Annotated in this window: 15 protein-coding genes; 6 read left to right on the forward strand and 9 right to left on the reverse strand. The window is 51.9% G+C overall.

Translation table 11 applies throughout. The features are described from left to right. Positions 1-199 precede the first annotated feature (199 nt). The gene (locus KK062_RS08525) at positions 200-2908 is read left to right on the forward strand and encodes a PQQ-dependent sugar dehydrogenase (RefSeq protein WP_254083855.1); all 2709 of its coding nucleotides are present in this window, start codon (positions 200-202) and stop codon (positions 2906-2908) included. Between the two features lie 76 nt (positions 2909-2984). After that, entirely contained in the window at positions 2985-3428 is a 444-nt protein-coding gene (locus KK062_RS08530; RefSeq protein WP_254083856.1) for a DMT family transporter, read from the forward strand. Here the strand turns inward: KK062_RS08530 and KK062_RS08535 are convergent. The 4 genes from KK062_RS08535 to KK062_RS08550 form a co-directional block, all read right to left on the reverse strand. Next, positions 3425-4228 (reverse strand): epoxide hydrolase N-terminal domain-containing protein, encoded by an 804-nt coding sequence (locus KK062_RS08535; protein ID WP_254083857.1) that lies wholly within the window; start codon positions 4226-4228, stop codon positions 3425-3427. The two genes, KK062_RS08530 and KK062_RS08535, sit on opposite strands and share 4 nt — an antisense overlap. A gap of 122 nt (positions 4229-4350) precedes the next feature. Continuing rightward, positions 4351-6693, reverse strand: a complete 2343-nt coding sequence (locus KK062_RS08540; RefSeq protein WP_254083858.1) for an ABC transporter permease — start codon at positions 6691-6693, stop codon at positions 4351-4353. Positions 6694-6760: 67 nt separating this feature from the next. After that, positions 6761-7219: a DinB family protein gene (locus KK062_RS08545; RefSeq protein ID WP_254083859.1), complete on the reverse strand. Its 459-nt coding sequence runs from the start codon at positions 7217-7219 to the stop codon at positions 6761-6763. A gap of 43 nt (positions 7220-7262) precedes the next feature. Then, positions 7263-8015, reverse strand: coding sequence for an SDR family NAD(P)-dependent oxidoreductase (locus KK062_RS08550; protein ID WP_254083860.1), 753 nt, complete (start codon positions 8013-8015; stop codon positions 7263-7265). Between the two features lie 100 nt (positions 8016-8115). Between KK062_RS08550 and KK062_RS08555 the strand changes: the two genes are divergently transcribed. Both KK062_RS08555 and KK062_RS08560 read left to right on the forward strand, forming a co-directional pair. Then, entirely contained in the window at positions 8116-8487 is a 372-nt protein-coding gene (locus KK062_RS08555; RefSeq protein WP_254083861.1) for a winged helix-turn-helix transcriptional regulator, read from the forward strand. A gap of 7 nt (positions 8488-8494) precedes the next feature. After that, a complete protein-coding gene (locus tag KK062_RS08560; protein WP_254083862.1) occupies positions 8495-9346 on the forward strand; it encodes a helix-turn-helix domain-containing protein in 852 nt (283 codons plus the stop codon). Between the two features lie 305 nt (positions 9347-9651). On the opposite strand, the gene KK062_RS08565 is transcribed toward KK062_RS08560, so the two are convergent. The 4 genes from KK062_RS08565 to KK062_RS08580 form a co-directional block, all read right to left on the reverse strand. Continuing rightward, positions 9652-12267, reverse strand: coding sequence for an ABC transporter permease (locus KK062_RS08565; RefSeq protein ID WP_254083863.1), 2616 nt, complete (start codon positions 12265-12267; stop codon positions 9652-9654). Positions 12268-12408: 141 nt separating this feature from the next. Beyond that, positions 12409-14361, reverse strand: a complete 1953-nt coding sequence (locus KK062_RS08570) for a KUP/HAK/KT family potassium transporter (protein ID WP_254083864.1) — start codon at positions 14359-14361, stop codon at positions 12409-12411. Between the two features lie 258 nt (positions 14362-14619). Then, a complete protein-coding gene (locus tag KK062_RS08575) occupies positions 14620-15369 on the reverse strand; it encodes a metallophosphoesterase (protein WP_262899174.1) in 750 nt (249 codons plus the stop codon). 31 nt (positions 15370-15400) lie between these two features. Continuing rightward, a complete protein-coding gene (locus tag KK062_RS08580; RefSeq protein ID WP_254083866.1) occupies positions 15401-15640 on the reverse strand; it encodes a hypothetical protein in 240 nt (79 codons plus the stop codon). Between the two features lie 177 nt (positions 15641-15817). Here KK062_RS08580 and KK062_RS08585 point away from each other — a divergent pair, with 177 nt between their 5' ends. Both KK062_RS08585 and KK062_RS08590 read left to right on the forward strand, forming a co-directional pair. Next, on the forward strand, positions 15818-16564 hold the full coding sequence (locus KK062_RS08585) for a metallophosphoesterase (RefSeq protein WP_254083867.1): 747 nt from the start codon (positions 15818-15820) through the stop codon (positions 16562-16564). A gap of 59 nt (positions 16565-16623) precedes the next feature. Then, positions 16624-17037 (forward strand): VOC family protein, encoded by a 414-nt coding sequence (locus KK062_RS08590; RefSeq protein ID WP_254083868.1) that lies wholly within the window; start codon positions 16624-16626, stop codon positions 17035-17037. A 9-nt stretch (positions 17038-17046) separates the two neighbouring features. On the opposite strand, the gene KK062_RS08595 is transcribed toward KK062_RS08590, so the two are convergent. Continuing rightward, the coding region (locus tag KK062_RS08595) for a DinB family protein (protein WP_262899175.1) at positions 17047-17527 on the reverse strand (481 nt) is incomplete at its 5' end.

Raw genomic sequence — 17527 nt, forward strand, 5'->3', positions numbered from 1 at the left:
GGGTCTGTTGTTGCGCGCTGTGCGGCAATAGGCATAATTTTTTAATCTTTTCTCATCCTGCTGTAAGGGCGTGCTTCGTGTGCCAGGGCGATTGTGTGTTATGATGTAAGAAGCCAGGTTTGTCGGGAGTGAACAGCCGATTCATTTATTCAGTTTTTAACGAAAAATAATTAGATGAATAAAATTTACCCCCTTACAAATGATAAAATCCAACGTCTCTTTGCCAGCGGCATACACGGGTGTGTTGCTGTGGGTGATGGCATGCTGCATGAGTGTGCAATTATGTGCACAGACTTTTCCTACCGGCTTTAGCCGGGTGCAAGTAGCGAGTGTTAGCAATCCAACCGTGATGGCTTTTGCGCCCGATGGGCGAATCTTTGTAGCACAGCAAAATGGTGCGCTGCGCGTTATTAAGAATGGCACGTTGTTGGCAACCCCGTTTTTACAGCTTAGTGTAAATTCCAGTGGCGAACGCGGCCTTATAGGTATTGCGCTCGATCCTAACTTTTCTACCAACCAGTATATTTACCTTTACTATACATTACCCGATGGTTCGCGCAATCGCATCAGCCGCTTCACCGGTAATGGTGATGTGGTTGTGTCCGGCAGCGAGGTTGTCGTGCTGAATCTCGATCCACTGAGTAGCGCGACGAATCATAATGGAGGTGCCATGCATTTTAAGAATGGATTGCTGTATGTCGCCATCGGTGAAAACGCCAATGGCGCCAACGCGCAGAACCTCGATACGTATCACGGCAAGCTTCTACGTATCAATCCGAACGGATCTATACCGGCCGGCAATCCCTTTACTACCGGCTCCGAACAACGCCGGCGTGTTTGGGCTTACGGCCTGCGCAATCCGTATACCTTTGATATACAGCCCGGCACCGGGCGCGTCTTTTTGAACGACGTAGGGCAAAGCACGTGGGAGGAGATCAACGATGCCACGACCGGCGGCCGTAACTTTGGGTGGCCTACGGCCGAAGGGAACAGTACCAACGCCAATTTTATCAATCCCGTCTTTGCGTATCCGCATGGCTCCGGCGATGGCAGGGGTTGTGCGATCACGGGCGGAGTATTCTTTAACCCAACCTCGACAAATTATCCTGCCCAGTATACCGGTCGTTATTTCTACCAGGATCTTTGTAACCGATGGATCAATGTTCTCGATCTCTCCGGCGCCACGCCGGTTCGTTCGCCTTTCGCAACGGGGCTCGGCAACAATGCGCTGAGCATCGATGTAGGGTTGGATGGAAATCTATACTATCTTGAGCGCAGCGTCGGCGCTTTGTTCCGGATCATTTATACGGTGAACAATGCTCCTGCCATTGTCACGCAGCCGGTGAGTCAAACGGTAACGGCTGGTCAACCGGTGACTTTTTCGGTCGCCGCCACCGGCACGGCACCCCTGAGCTATCAATGGCAGCGTAACAATGTAAACATCACCGGCGCCACGAGTGCCAGTTATACCATTGCCAATACGCAAGCCAGTCATGCCGGTACCTATCGCGTTATCGTTTCTAATTCCGCGGGCAGTGTCACCAGCAGCAATGCGACCCTCACAGTCAATGCGTTTAATGCGCCGCCAGCGGCACAGATCGTTACACCGGCGGCGGGGGCGTTGTATAGCGGAGGCCAAACCATTCAATTTTCGGGTAGTGCTACCGATGCTGAGCAGGGTACGTTGCCGGCCAGCGCCTTTACGTGGTTTGTGGACTTCCATCACGATACACACAACCACGATGGGCCTGCGGTGGCGTCGGGTGTTACGTCGGGCTCTTTTGTGATCCCCACGAGTGGTGAAACGTCTGACAACGTATGGTATAGGTTATACCTGGTGGTGACTGATGCCGGTGGGTTGCGGGATACGGTGTACCGTGATATATCGCCCCGCAAGTCTACGATCAGCCTGGTGACCCAGCCCGCGGGTATGCAGGTAACGCTCGATGGTCAGCCGGTGACTACACCTACATCCGATCTGAGTGTGGAGGGTATCCAGCGCAGTATTGGCGTTATTTCTCCGCAGACGTTCAATGGTCAGACGTACGTCTTCGATCGCTGGCTTCACGGTGGGAGTGCAACGCAGACAATCTCCACACCCGTAAATGATGTGACGTATACCGCTGTCTACCGTGTGGATACTGGTTTGCGCAATCCCGATAATCCTCCTACTACGGTGAGTGGTTTGGGGTATGCCTATTACGAAGGTACCTGGACCGCGCTCCCCGACTTTTCAACCTTAACACCGGTGGAGGTCGGTGGTGTTTATTCGCTTACCCTGGCACCCCGCAATCTGCAAAATAATTATGGCTTCCGGTACACGGGTTTTGTGAATGTTCCTGCTGATGGCAGCTATACATTTTACCTGAACTCCGACGATGGCAGTCGGCTGTTGATCGGTACGACCGCTGTGGTAAACAACGATGGTGTGCATACGGCGCAAGAGGCCAGTGGCACAATTGGCTTGCGACAGGGCAAACACCAACTTACCATATTATACTTCCAGGCTACGAGCTCGTCTGTGTTGACCGCGAGCTGGGCGGGGCCGGGTATTGCCAAGCAAGGTATACCCAGCGCGGCCTATTCGCGTCTGCCTGTCTTGCCTTCGCGGGCGATGGCATCGACTGACGACAACATGTATACGGAATCTCCCGGCGGCCTGGTAACCTATCCCAATCCTGCAACGCGCGCGCTGTTTGTAGATATCACCGCAGAAGAGCCCGGTGCTGCAACGGTGAGCCTCGTGAGCTTGCACGGTCATGTGGTGAAGTCACAGCACTTTGCCGAGTTGCCGGCCGGTGTGAAGTCGCTCACCCTGGGGCTGGAGGATGTCAGCAATGGGCTCTACCTGTTGCGCGTAGAGTACGCCGGTCAGGTGCGGTCGAGGACAGTTTCCGTGCTTCATTAAAAAGTTTTTACCTTGTTATAGGTGGCTTGGGCCCTGCCAATTTTGGCAGGGCTTTTTTTATCGTTTATTTTCGGCTATGGACAAATTCATCTGGATCTTTCTAACCTTACTGGCCGGTGCTTTCCTGCCGATTCAAGCAGGCCTGAATGCACGTCTGGGCAAAGCGGCCAGCAGCCCGGTCTACGCGGCCATGTTCTCCTTCCTGGTGGGCGCCCTCGGGTTGATCTTATATATTCTGCTGACACGGCAGACCATCTCGTGGCCAGGTGTCAGGGCGGCGCCGCTATCGTTGTGGGCAGGCGGCTTGCTGGGTGCGTTTTATGTAACGGTCATCGTGCTGGCCTTTCCGCGATTAGGCCCCGGGTTGACCTTTGGCCTGGTAGTCGCGGGTCAAATGGTTATCTCGCTGCTGTTAGAACATTTTAATATTCTCGTGGCGAATCCTTCTCCGATCAACTATATGAAAGTATTGGGCATTGCGTTGATCATTGCCGGTGTGGTCATTCTGCGACGCTTTTAGTCGCGTAGTGCGCGGAACCTGGCGCGGATGTCGTGTACCACGGCGTCGGGATTTTTCATATACCCGAATTGGCTGTCGCGTTCATCGCTGTTGTTGGAGAGGTGATAGCGCATAGACGATGCGATCGTGCCGGTAAGCCAATAGAGCATCGTGTTGGTGATTACGTGCTCGTTTGTTTGTGCCCCCGCCTGTAGTCCCTCTGTAAGCCATGCGAGCAAACCTACGGGCGAATCGTTCAGGCTGTAGGCCCATGCTTGCGGATCCGTACGTTGCACGGTGTACTGCGTCGCAAGCGACTTGTGAACCTGGTATTGCGTATAGCCCAGTATGTCGTTCATGAGGCCAGGCAACAGGTCGTCGATCTTCTCGGAATGTATACCTATGCCCGCGGAGCCCGAAAAGACGTGTCCCGGCAGGCTGGGTACGATCACATCGAACGCGTCATCGGCGTGGCCACCGAAGGCAACGGGATCTGCCAGCGGTCCGATCATGCGTTGCATATCCCAAAAGGATCCGGGCCATCCGTGCGTCAGGATAATAGGGATGGGTTTTGGTCCTGTGCCTTTTTGGTATAAAAAGTGAATCGGTGTGCCGGCAATGGGGATGCGGTAATGGGTGTATTGATTCATAACAGCCTCTACGTTGTGCCAGCGGTATTCCGTCTGCCAATAGGCTACCAGGCTTTTGAGATAGCTGGCCTGGGTGTCGTTGGGCCAGCGGGTATTATTCAGTCGGCGTGTGAGATCTGCCAGGGCATGACCGGGTATAGCGATCGTAAACCGGTAGGGTGATAGGTTCATAGAGAGGTATTCGGGGTATGCTTAGATTTCCGACAAATAACGTGTGCGGAAACGACGAAGTAACTATCCATGTCGCCGTGCTGACAAAACGGGTAGATGGTCTGCTGTGATAGCAGCCGGTATTATTCGTACTTCAGAATCTTTACCGGGTTGGCCACTGCTCCTTGGTAGGCTTTAAAAGCCACGACAAACGACGCTATACCTATAATGATACTTCCCGGTATCACAATCATGGCAAGACCAACCGGAATGTGGTATGCAAAGTTTGCCAGCCACCGGTCTGTGACAAAGTAGCCGATCGATAATCCTATTGTTGTACCGGCCAGTACGATCCTGATAAAATCTGTGGACAACAATGTAATAAGCGAGGCCGTAGAGGCGCCGTGCACCTTGCGGATACCAAGCTCTTTGGTCCTCCGTTCGACGTGGTGATAGGTTAAGCCCAGTAGCCCCAAAATAGAGAGTGCAATGGTGAGCGCGGTGAAATACAGGAACAATATCTGAAGATTCTTGTCGGATGTATATTGGGCGTCGAAGTATTCGTCCAGAAAGAAATACTCCAGGGGGTGATCGGGAAACAATTTTTTCCAGAGCACCTGGATGTTGGGCAATTGGTCGGGTGAGGTCTTTAGGTAGAAATAACGTACGTCGGGATTTTTATAGTCCATTTCAAATATTGCCAGTGGCTCGATCTTGTTGTGCAGCGACTGGAAGTGATAGTCTTTGAGTACTCCCACGACGACGCCCTCACCGGCATATGTCTTTACCGTTTGTCCGATGGCGTCGGTCCATCCGGCATGTTTTACAAAGGACTCGTTGACCAGTACTCGCCGTGTGCCCTGTTCGGAGTTGTCGAACGACGTTCCTTCTTTTAGCTGAAGATGTAAAAGTGCGGGATAATTTTTATCTACGATGATGTTGGCAACGATCAGCTCCCGTTTGTCGGCGCCCTTGCCCAACCACAGTGGTGAGGCTAGCGGATCTGTGGTGCCGATGTTCGACGCAAAGCCGCCCACGCTTATACTTTGCGTGACGCCGCTTTCCAGGAACGCTTGCGTGTAGTATGTCAGGTTCTTTGCGACCAGCGTGTCGGGTGGCGCGGCGATGGCTAAGATACCTTTTTTCGAAAATCCCAGGTCGTACGTGCTCATGAATCGCATCTGCAGGATGACGCCCACGAGGAATACCAGCAGCCCTGCCGAGAGTGTAAATTGCCCAACGGTAAAAACCTTTTGTACGATAGACTGATTTGCCATGACCCTTCCTTTCAGGGCCTTCACGGGGCGGAATGACGAGAGTATGATGGCGGGATAAAGCGATGCTGCCACCGCAATCAGGATCAGGAATAACAACGCGGCGCCTATGATCCAGAGATCGGTTGTATTCGAAAACTGTATGTGTTTGCCGGAAACGGTCTCGAATATGACACCCAGGAGGTTGATAAAAAGAATGCCCAGTACTGCGGCCGACAAGACGGAAACGAAGGACTCACTTAAGAATTGCCAAATGAGTTGTGATCGGTATGCCCCCGTCACTTTCCGGATCCCTACTTCGCGGGCACGTTCCAGGGATCGTATGGTGGTCAGGTTGATGAAGTTGAAAACGGACACGAGAACCAATACCAGGGCTACGGTGCCAAAGATATATACATAGGATTTGTTGCCCTTGGGGTTGTCCATTTCTGTGCCATGAAAGAAGTGCAGGCTTGTAAGCGCCTGCATGTCGTAGCCCATCTTCACTTCCAGGCCGGCCCGTTTGTGCAGGCCTTCTGCCGCGGCGGGAAGCTGTGCCTGAATGAAGCCTGCGTCGCCCGGTGAACGGAGCAGTATATAAGTGTCGTATAAGAAGCTTAGCTCGGGGGTTTCTTCACCTTCGAATCCTCCATAGACAAAAGCGCTTATAAACTTGTCGCTATTTGCTGGCGGATCGTGCATGACGCCCGTAATGGTATAGTTGTTTCTGTCTATTTCCAGGGACTCGCCCAGGGCGAACCCGTGTGGAAAATATTTATCGGCCAGTGATTTTGACAATACGATCGAGTGGGGTTGACGCAAGGCGGTATGGGCATTGCCTTCTAGTAACGGGTAGGTAAATACATCGAATACTTGCGGGTCTGTTTTGGTGATGCCTTTTTCTTTTATTTTGTTTTTACCGATCAGTCCATCCATGGTTTCAAGCCGGACGTACTGTTCCACCTGCGGGAAATTTCGTTGCAGGTACGGTCCTAATTTCTGGTGGGTAAACCGAAGGTTCTGTGTGTTGTCGGGGGTAATGAACGTTTGGGTAAGGCGATAGATGCGGTCGGCGCGTTGGTGAAACCGATCGTAGGTCAGCTCGTCGTATAGATAATAAAAGATGAAGAGGAAGCTGGCGAGGCTCAGGGCAAGTCCTCCGATGTTGATGATCGTGAAGAGCTTGTATTTGCCCATGTTCCGCAGGGCGACGAGCAGGTAATTTTTGATCATGGGAGCAGGTTATGGTTATATAACGACAGGTAACCGGCCTTGTTGTGCCCCATGATGGGGTGGGGAACTAACCTCGGGTTTTGTATAAGATATAGTCCGTCGCCAACGGTTCAAGCCCTGTTTGCCTGAATTCAGTCGCGATCTGGCCGCGATGATAGGTAGCGTGGTTAAGTGCGTGGAACAATAGGTCGCGTACGGGGTGGCGAAAGACGTCGCCGCGGAAAGTGTACTCGGTGATTTCGTCAGGGCCAATGGTCGTCAGGATGCGCAGGGTGTGGTGGTGGTTTTCGGTGTCGATGGTTTGTAGCTGGTCCAGGGAATGTACTTGCCAGACACCAAACGGATTTGGCTTTTTATCGATCCTATAATTCCATATTTGGTGGGCGTTTAGGATATGGGAGAAAAGTTTTACGCATTTTTCTGACACCTGGTCCGCGTGCTGGGTCATTGCTTCGATTAGGGCTTTGTTCACGGAATTATTATATGTGAAGAGCTCCTCGAGGAAGGAAGGTGACGGTGCATTCATGGGTTTTGAAACGGGAACTGGGAGTGTTGTGTTGCGTTCTGATTCAGAATGCGTAGTGACGTAGCCCGCCGTCGACCGCTGCCACCGTGCCCGTGATATACCGCGCCCGGGGCGATACGATAAAGGTGGCCATGTTCGCCACGTCTTGCGGGGTACCAAAGTCTCCTAACGGGATGGCCTGTGGCGCATATGCCTTACGTTCTTCGTCGGTGAAGACCCGGCGAATGTTGGCGGTGTCGATTAGTCCCGGCTGTAGACAATTCACGGTAATGCCATGCGGTCCCAGTTGCGCGGCCAGCTGTTTTGCCCATACGGTCATGCTGGCTTTGAAGACTGCTGAGGCGTTGATGGATCGGAGCTCGTATGTGCTGGTGACATTTAAGATGGATCCTTGCCGGCGGTCGACCATGTGCGGCAGGAGTTGTTGTGTTAGTTGGCGGTGGCGGTCGAAGTCTAACAGCAGCGCCTGTTGCCATTCTTCATCCGCTCCCACGATGTCCAGCGGGCGGCTGCGGCCGGCGTTGTTAATCAGTATGTCTACGTGCGATAGCGCCGACAAAGCGGCCGTGGCAATCCGTTGCGGGGCGTCGGGGGCCAGGAGGTCATGTATCATTATTTCGGGGACGACTCCACCCGTTGTGGCTACTTCGTCTTGCAGGCTTTTTAACAGACCCTCGTTCCGGGCTACGGCGAGTACTTTTACGCCTTCGGTTGCCAGGGTTTGGGTGATAGCCCGGCCTAAGCCCTGACTGGCGCCGGTTACGACAGCGGTCTTTTTATTCAGATATAAATCCATGGAATCCAATGATTTTGTGAAATGATGTGCAAAAGAAGCTCGCGCCGTCTAATTTTACACGGTGTACAGGTCTTTGTATGGTACGAACAAACGTGTAAGTATGGCAGTCCGAAAGAGTACTTCGACGTATAGCCGCAATGAAAAGTGGATCGCTGACTGCGATCTAACGTATGTCATCGCCAAGATCGGCGGGCGATGGAAATTGCAAATCCTAAGCGCGCTGGAGGATAAGACGCTTCGCTTTAGTGATTTAAAGAAGATGTTTTCGATGATGACCGAGCGTATGCTGACGTTGCAACTTAAGGCATTGGAAACGGATGGTCTTGTTAAACGTACGGTATATGCGGAAGTACCTGCCCGCGTGGAGTATGAGCTCACGCCGTTGGCGGTAGAGCTGTGGCCGGTACTGGATCAGCTTAGCGCCTGGGGCAGCAAACACCGCCAGCAGGTTGGTGAAACGACAGCGCAATGATATATTCATGAAGAAGATTCCTGTACGGGCGATTGGCTCACGTGGTTCGGCCTCGACGGCAGCAGTGGACTTTCGAATTCGCGACCTGCGAGAGATAACGCTCGGCAAAGAGCGTGTCGAGGATTTTCATCGCCACGATTTTTATTACATACTCGTATTGGAGAAAGGCAAGGGGCATCACGAGATCGATTTTGTGTCCTATCCTATCGCCAATCACACTGTCTTTTTGGTTGTTCCCGGTCAGGTACATCGCCTGACGCTTGGTGCGGGCAGTACAGGCTACCTGTTACAGTTCCAGGCAGCGTTTATGCAGCGAAACTCATCGCGTGCGCTGCTACGCCGCGCGGGATATACCACGTTTCATCCCCTCGATGCAGCGGGTTTCAAAAAGATATCATTTCCCTTGCAGCAAATGCTGGAAGAGTACACGGCAAAGCAAGAAGGATATGAAGATGTCGTTCAAGCGAGCTTCGATATCTTCTTCGTGGCGCTTGCGCGGCATCGCGAAGCATCGGGTGATCGGAGTGTATATACTCATCCACACGAGCGCCTGGCAACCTTCCAGGATTTGTTGCGCCAGCATATTGGTATGTACAAGCAGGTGGCGGAGTATGCGGACCTGTTGCATATTTCGTCTTATCAGCTTAATGCGCTGACGCGCACGTTATTGAATAAAACGGCTTCGGAAGTCATTCAGGATTTTGTTGTGATGGAGGCCAAACGATGTCTGTTGGGTACGACGCACCAGGTAAAGGAGATAGCCTTTCGGTTGGGGTATGATGATGTGTCGTATTTCATCCGGTTCTTCAAAAAACAAACCGGGTGTACGCCGGAGGCGTTCCGGCAAAGCTTCAAATAAGTACTGTTGTATTTTGTTGATTTCTATCACCTCGTGGCTGACATCGGGACTATCGCCAGTGCGTGCCTCGAATTGTTACGCCCTTCAGGGCTTATATATCGTCTATGTTGTTTACCCAGGCCTCCGCTGCCGTTCTGGCCTGAGTTATTGTATTGCGCCCTTTCAGGGCTGGCTGGACTTATCTAAACACCCTTACATAAACCAATAGAAATCACCAGCAATTTTAGCCCTACGCTTGCTTTTTATGACAGTACTTTGCGCCAGTTTCGATTTCTTTACGACTCGTACCAGCTTTCCCTATGAGATTACTCTGATCGAAGGCTTTTTACGGGGTTGGCTATGGCGGCGCGGATGGCTTGGTAGCTTACGGTGAGCAGTGTGATTGTTAAGGCACCCAGGCCGGCGGCGGCGAAGACGTACCAGGCGAGGGTTGTGCGTAGCTCGAATTGTTCGAGCCAGTGCTGCATGCCGAAGTAGGCGAGGGGGCAGGCCAGGGCACTTGAGACCAACACCAGTATTGCGAAGTCTTTGGAAAGTAGTTGCCATACACTGCCGATGGAAGCGCCCAATACTTTGCGGATGCCGATCTCTTTGGTGCGTTGTTCGGCGACAAAGGCGGCGAGTCCGAATATGCCGAGGCAGCTGATGAAGATGGCGATGCCGGCAAACATAAAGGCAAGCTTGCCGATGCGTTCTTCTTCTGTGAATTTTTTTGCGTAGGCTTCTTCGACGAAGTTGTATACAAACGGACTGTCAGGGGCGTGTTTTTTAAAGATGGTTTCGACGGTTGCCAGTGCGGTGGGTATATCTTGTTGCGGGTTGAGGCGGATGTTTACTACGCGGCCGCCGGTGGTTGAGTTGTCAATCATGTATACGGTGTTTCGAACGGGCATATAGGGTGACTCTTGTAGCATGTCTTTGATGATGCCGATCACGGTGAAGTTCGAGGTCTTGTCGAACAGGGTGAGCTGGATGGTTTGACCGATGGGATCGGGCATGTTCATGATTTTTGCCGAGGCTTCGTTGAGGATGATGGCGGCGGAGTCGCTGGCGATGTCGCGGGAGAAGTTGCGCCCGGCGATTAGCTGCCAGCCGATGGTCTTTCCGAACTCACGGCCGACCCAGGCGGTACAAAACGCGGTGCGTTCACCGGGTGTCATGCCGGGCCATGTATAGCCCCCGAAGCGGAAACCGATGTTGGCGGGTGTGTTGACGGATTCTGCCATTTCAATGATTGCGCCGGATTGCTGTAAATCATTGCGTACAGCTTCCCAGTGATCGTGTATACGTTTTGAATAGGCATCTACCCAAATCAAGCCGTGTTGGTCATAGCCCATGGGTTGGTCTTTGCCGACTTGTATTTGCCGGTAGATCACGACGACACCGACAATCAGCATGACCGACACGGTGAACTGTATTACGACCAGCACTTTGCGGGGTGTTGCCGCCGCGCGGCCTGCGGCAAGGGCGCCCTTTAGTGCTTTTACCGGTTTGAACGCAGACAGATAGAGGGCCGGGTAGCTGCCGGCCAGTACGCCGGTAAGGAAGGTAAAAGCGACGCCGGCCAGCCAGAAGTATAGATTGGTCCAGGGCATGGTCATTTTTTTATCGGCTACCGAGGCGAAGAATGGCAGTGCCAGTTGCGTTAGCACGATGGACAGGATAAAGGCCAGGCCGGCTACCAATAGTGATTCGCTGAAGAACTGGTGTATGAGCTGACTGCGCAGGGAGCCGATCGATTTGCGGATGCCTATTTCTTTTGCACGTTTTTCTGACCGGGCGGTGGCGAGGTTCATAAAGTTTATGCAGGCGAGTACCAATACAAACAGACCGATACAGCCGTATAGCCAGACGTATTGGATACGGCCGGTGTTGCCTTCAAAGCCGGAATGCAGACGCCAGGCGTCCATGGGATGCAAGAAGAGCTGCGGTTGATTTTGTGCGTCTTCCGGTTTCAGATTGTTTAGCTCCAGGTCTTTAATGGCATGTGACACAGCGGAAAGTGATGCGTTGTCTGCCAGCTCTACGTATGTGAAGAAACCGTTTTGACGCCAGTCATCTTTTCGGATCCAGTCGCTCTTGGCGAGGTAGAGAGACCATGGCGCGATCCATTGGAGCTCGTGGAAGTTGGAGTTGGCCGGTATATCGGCATATACACCTGTTACCACCACGTCGGTGTTGTTGGCAAGTCTGACGACTTTACCCAGTGGATCAGCGGTGCCGAAGAGCTCCTGGGCGGTGGTGGCAGAAAGCAATACCGATTCCTGGATGGTCATGGCGCGGGTACCTTGCAGCATGTGTAAGGTTAACATTTCGGGCAGTCCCGGTTCGCAATAGCCACCTCGTTTTACTACACTGGTTTCGTTGTGTAGCAAGGTGGCGTTTGATGGGCGTGAGGCCATGCTCACGTGTTTGAAAGAGCTTCCATGCAGGCTTCGCAGGCCTTCGCCGAACGGTGGTGCGGTAATATCTTGTGTCCAGGCGCCGCTGCTGTTGTGGCCACGGACCATGACGCGGGCAATGCGCGTATGGTTTTCGTGCACGGTATTGAACGATAGCTCGTCGTATACCCAGAGGCCGATCAGCATGGCGACGGTCATGCCGACGGCGAGTCCGCCGATGTTGATGACGGCATAGCCTTTATTTTTAATCAGGTTCCGGAAACCGATCTTGAAGTAACTTTTATACATACCGAATTGGTTTGTGTAGTGATAGGGTTGAGGAGGACGAATGATGCCTGGGCGGAAAAGCAGCAGCACGTCACGTACGAAGGCGAGGTTTGCCCGGCGTGGCGAGTCTGCGTGTCGTTCGTTGTATAGTTCCATCAGGTCGCCTTCGATGTGGTCACGAAGCGAGCGATGGCAATACCATCGGAAAAACCGGAGGAACAACGACGGCGGTCGGTGCTTTTTTGATTGCATGCGGTCCAGGTATAATTATTATTTCCTAAATGTAGGAATAACAATTGTGCCAGGATTAAAAAGGACGTTAGGCGAATAGAAACGCGGTAGCGATGTTTATACCCTGTCCGGTTTCGGGCGATGAGCGGACGGTCGGCCCGCTTAGTGCCAGTCGCGTTCCAGCGGCAGCGGTACGACGGGTGTCACGACGACCGGGTATTTTTCGATCGTGACGTTGCTTTCGTCCAGTCCGAAGTTGGCGGCTTCTTTTACGCCAATGGCCTTCAGGTTAAAGTAGCTGCGCACGAGCAGGTTTTTCCAGAAGGGCATATCATTGTCGAACGAGAGGAACGAATCGAGGATGAGAAATCGGATGTCGCCGATCTTGGTCTGTTGGTATTCCAGCTCTTCGCTGTCGGACAGGTCTACTTCTTTGGATTGTACTAACTCGTGCAGTACCTGGCGGAAGTAGAAGTCGATGCGTGGGTCGACGCGGAAGCCGAGATTAAATTCGATAAAGTATACATCGTTTTTGGCGATGGTGTCTACTTTATACCGGAGTGCATAGGGTTCGTCGAGGACGTTTACGTGTACAAACCAGTAGACGTCGGCGCGCTTGGGGAGCCCGGCCAGGATCGAATAAATAGCTGTCTTTTCGATCTGGCGATGGTTGGCAGAGGTCGTCAGGTATGCCAGGTTGGTAGCGTATTTCTGGATGTCGTCGTCTTCGCTCAGTTGTTTGAGCTTAGGAATGTACGCTTCGATATCCACCAGTGTCGTAAGCTCTCGTTTGATCGAACGCCCGCGGTGCCAGATGTACATGACGGTACATAATAATGCGCCCATGAGTATCGTGATCCAACCACCGTCGCTGAATTTCTGCAGGTTGGCCCAGAGGAAGCACGCTTCGATCACCAGGAACAGGGTTGTTACCAGAAAAACCCACACGAATGATACGTGTTTGGCAAGTAGGTAGAATGCAATCAGCACGGTGCTCATGAGCATGGTCAGGGTAATGCTCAGTCCATACGCCGCTTCCATGCGGGTGGACTCGCGGAAATACAGTACCATGGCGATGCAACCGGTCATCAGGAACCAGTTGATGAACGGTATATATAGTTGGCCTTTCATGCTGCCGGGAAAAATCACACGCAGGCGGGGCCAGATGTCGAGGCGTATGGCCTCGTTGATGAGTGTAAAGCAGCCGCTGATCAGTGCCTGGCTGGCAATGATGGTGGCGAAGGTGGCAATGGCTACGGATACGAGGTAGAGCGAGTCGGGTACAATGAGGTAGAAGGGGCTGAGGCCTTCGAGGTGCTGGCCCGTGTGGTTGAGCAACCACGCGGTTTGGCCGGCATAGCTCAGCAGCAGCATGGCCTTTACATAGATCCAGCTGATGCGAATGTTGGCGCGTCCGCAGTGGCCCATGTCGCTGTAGAGGGCTTCGGCTCCGGTGGTACAGAGGAATACACTTCCCAGTAGCCAGAAACCGCCGGGTATTTCTTGTAACATCACCCATGCGTAATACGGGTTGAAGGCTTTGAGCACGTCGGGGCGACCCACGAGCGACATCAGACCGATGATGCCGATAAAGGTGAACCACACGACCATGACGGGGCCGAAAATTTTGCCGATGCGCTCGGTGCCAAATTGCTGGAAGGTGAAGAGTAACAACAGGATGACGATTACAATCGGCTCGGTTTGAATGGTGGGATAGACCTTTTGTAGACCTTCGATGGCGGAGGATACAGAAATGGGTGGTGTGATGATACCATCGGCGATGAGAAATGCACCGCCAGCCATGGCCGGTATCATCAGCCAACGGCCCCAGTACCGTCGGATGAGGGCGTAGAGGGAGAGAATGCCGCCTTCGCCTTTGTTGTCGGCTTGTAGTGTAATCAGGACGTATTTGAGGGTCGTTTGGAAGAACAGTGTCCAGAAGATAGCCGAAAAGGCGCCGAGGGCGACGTCTTCGGTGACCTGGCGTCCGTGAAAAATGGCGTTGAGGGTATAGAGGGGCGAGGTGCCGATATCTCCAAAAACAATACCTACGGCAATGAGGAGGCCGGCTCCCGTGACTCTCTTGTGAAAGTCTTCGGAGGAATGAAGCGTCATGTGTTGATTAATCTACGGGGGCAATATAGCTATTATCTATAAAATTCTGACAGGCCTATTTGAAGGTACCCTTTTAGACATACACCAGGTCTCGCTCGACTGTTGCCAGGTAGTTGGGTAGAAATGGAACGCTTAGGAACAACGTCGACTTTTACGTCGAAAAAGTCCGGTTTGCTGTAGCGGAGAATCTCTAAGATGGTAGTTAGCGTGGACATCAATCGAAACTACGGAATAGTGGTCTGGTGGTACAGTCGTGAATTAAATAACGCGGGTTCTAAACCCAAGGTGTTCGTTGCGCTCGATGTAGCCAAGGGGGTTTGTCGTGAGGATGGTTTGACCGATGGCTGTGTCAGGGAAGGTTTCGTGGGTGTGGCCAAAGATCCAATGGCTGGTGTGAGAGTTTTCGATCAGGTTATATAGCTCGGTGGCGAAGGCAGTGTTGAGCTCGCTGTGGCGGTACCGTTCGGGATAATTCAGGAATGTTGGGCGGTGATGGGTGACGACGATGGTTCGTTGCGCGGTGGGAACTGTTAGTTCGGTTTTGAGATACTGTAGAGCGCCTGCATGCAGCTCGTTGTAGTCGTCGATGTTTATTTTCCGACCGTTTATTGTAATTAGCTTGAAGTCAGACATTACTTTTTTGATCGCGAGCTCTTTTGTGGGATCGATCTGTGACCAGAGTGTCGAGAATACCAGGCGCGCGCCTTGATGGATGATAGTAGTGTTGTTGAGCAGGGTGACGTTGCTGCGGATGTTTTCCCGGAAGGTGCCTGTACGTTGGTTGAAGTCAGAACGATAATATTCGTGATTTCCCGGGAGCCAATATACGTGCTGGAAGTTGTCGGATAGAAAGTCGAAGAATTCTTGTTCGTGTTCGATATGGGTAAAGGGCATAATGTCACCGGCGAGGAGAAGAATGTCGCCGACTGGCTCTATGGGATGTTTGCTCAAATGGTTTTTGTTGGCCGGGAATTCGAGATGGAGGTCAGAGCAGTATTGGATTTTCATTTGGCGCGTGTCGGATGGGAAAGCTACGATTTTAATTGTGATGTTGCAGTGCTAACTGTTTATACGTTGTTGTGCCAAGTCCATGCTTTGCATTATACTGATCATAGACCTGTTTGAGGCTGACCTCCATTAGTTCTCCGGTCATAAATTCTTCGCCTGTGTCCTGGCATTTGTAGAAGAACGCTGTAATGGTGAATTTCTCTCGTCTGAATTCGACTTCTCTTTCTTCGTAGCACAGAATGGCTTGTCCGTTGGTGATGGGGCTTCTCATGTGAATATTGGTTAACGGTGTACGTTGACAACAATTATTTTAACTGATAACAGATTCTAAACTACTAGAGATAGTCTTAGTTCTGTATGGTAGAAGAGGGATTTTTTATGACTTGTAGTGGATAATTTATTTTGTGGCGACTTTGCTTTTTTGCTATCATTGCCAGATAAGCCCGCCATGAAAATCCAAATCGCGAGTGATCTGCATCAGGAGTTCGGCAAAACCGACATCACGTTTCACAATGTCGATATTGTTATTCTGGCTGGCGATGTGAACTTAGGGAACAAGGGGATTGACTGGATTAAAACAACGATCCCAAATGTGCCTGTTATCTACGTACTTGGCAATCACGAATACTACAAAGGCACGTATCCTAAAACACTCAAGAAGATCGTAGAAGCGGCCGCCGATACAAATGTTCACGTGCTGGAAAATAATGCTGTAGTCATAGATGATGTCACTTTTCATGGTGCAACGCTTTGGACGGACTTTGAGTTGTTAGGAGATGGGCGTGCCAACGGCATGATGTGTCAGGAGCGGATGAATGATTATAAGATGATTCGTCGAGATCCTACCTATTCAAAGCTGCGTTCTGTTGACACCTATGTCATGCACAAGGCATCGATGAAGTGGCTGGAGACCAGTTTGGAAGCTTCGGCAACGGAGAAAAATATTGTTGTTACCCATCATGCCCCGAGTATTCAATCGGTGGCTCCGGAGGATCGGGGGAATGTGTTGTCATCGGCCTATGCGTCTAATCTTGAATCTTTCATTTTGCAGCATAAGCCTGGTTATTGGATACACGGTCACATTCACGTGCCGGCGCGATATCAGGTCGGGGCAACTACTGTGTTGTGCAATCCACATGGTTATATTGGTGACCCTTACAATGGGTTCGACCCTGGTTTGATCATCGAGATTTGATCGGGTTGTTGCTTTAGTAAGTTGCCTTTCTATTCGACACCGGGTACTTTTGTCCGATCATGAAACAACGCATCGCTCAACTTGCTCTTGTCGTACGGGACTACGACGAAGCTATTAAGTTTTATACAGAGAAGCTTTCCTTTCAGCTTATCGAAGATACGCGTATGAGCGAGGAGAAACGTTGGGTGGTGATTGCACCGCCGGGGTCTACGGAGTGTTGTCTGTTGTTAGCGAAGGCGGCCAATGAGGCACAGCTTGCCAGTGTTGGAAATCAAACCGGCGGCCGCGTATTTCTCTTTCTGTTTACCGATGACTTCTGGCGTGATTATCACGCCATGACGGCGAAGGGAATTCGGTTTACGGGACCGCCGCGGGAGGAGGCATATGGTACGGTGGTTGTTTTTGAAGACCTGTATGGCAACCTGTGGGATTTTATACAACCCAATGGTGCCAACAAAAACAACAGACCGTAATCGATGTTCTCAGTTTTTCAGCGCGATCTTGATGTGCTCGAGGTGGTGCTTCACATGCCATTCCGACATCGCGATGGCCTGGCGCTGATCGAGCATGATCTTGCGTATGGGGTGATAGTAGGATACGTTCAGCTGTTCTTCGGTGAGCGATCTGGTCAGGAAGACAAAACGCTTTACGAGATTTTCAAATAGGTCCAGTGAGTCGGCTATAGGCGAGTGGATACCGTCGTATGTATTGGCCCAGCCGTCCATGCTTACCAGGGTGAGCTCTTTGTAGTCGGGTTCAGTCAGGGCCTTTTTCATGCGGAAGAGATGCAGCAGCTGCATGTCGGCTACGTGGGCCAGTAACTGTTGGATGTTCCATGAGCCTGTGCGATACGTCTTCTTCAGCTCGGCGGGAGAGAGGTTGGCGGTTAGGACGCGGTAACGTGCAGGGGCGGTCGCTATAGTCTCGATCATCGCGTCGAGGTCGGCCGGGGTGATAGTAGCT

The organism is Dawidia cretensis, assembly GCF_018598175.1.
GTDB classification, from domain to species: Bacteria; Bacteroidota; Bacteroidia; order Cytophagales; family Cyclobacteriaceae; genus Ohtaekwangia; species Ohtaekwangia cretensis.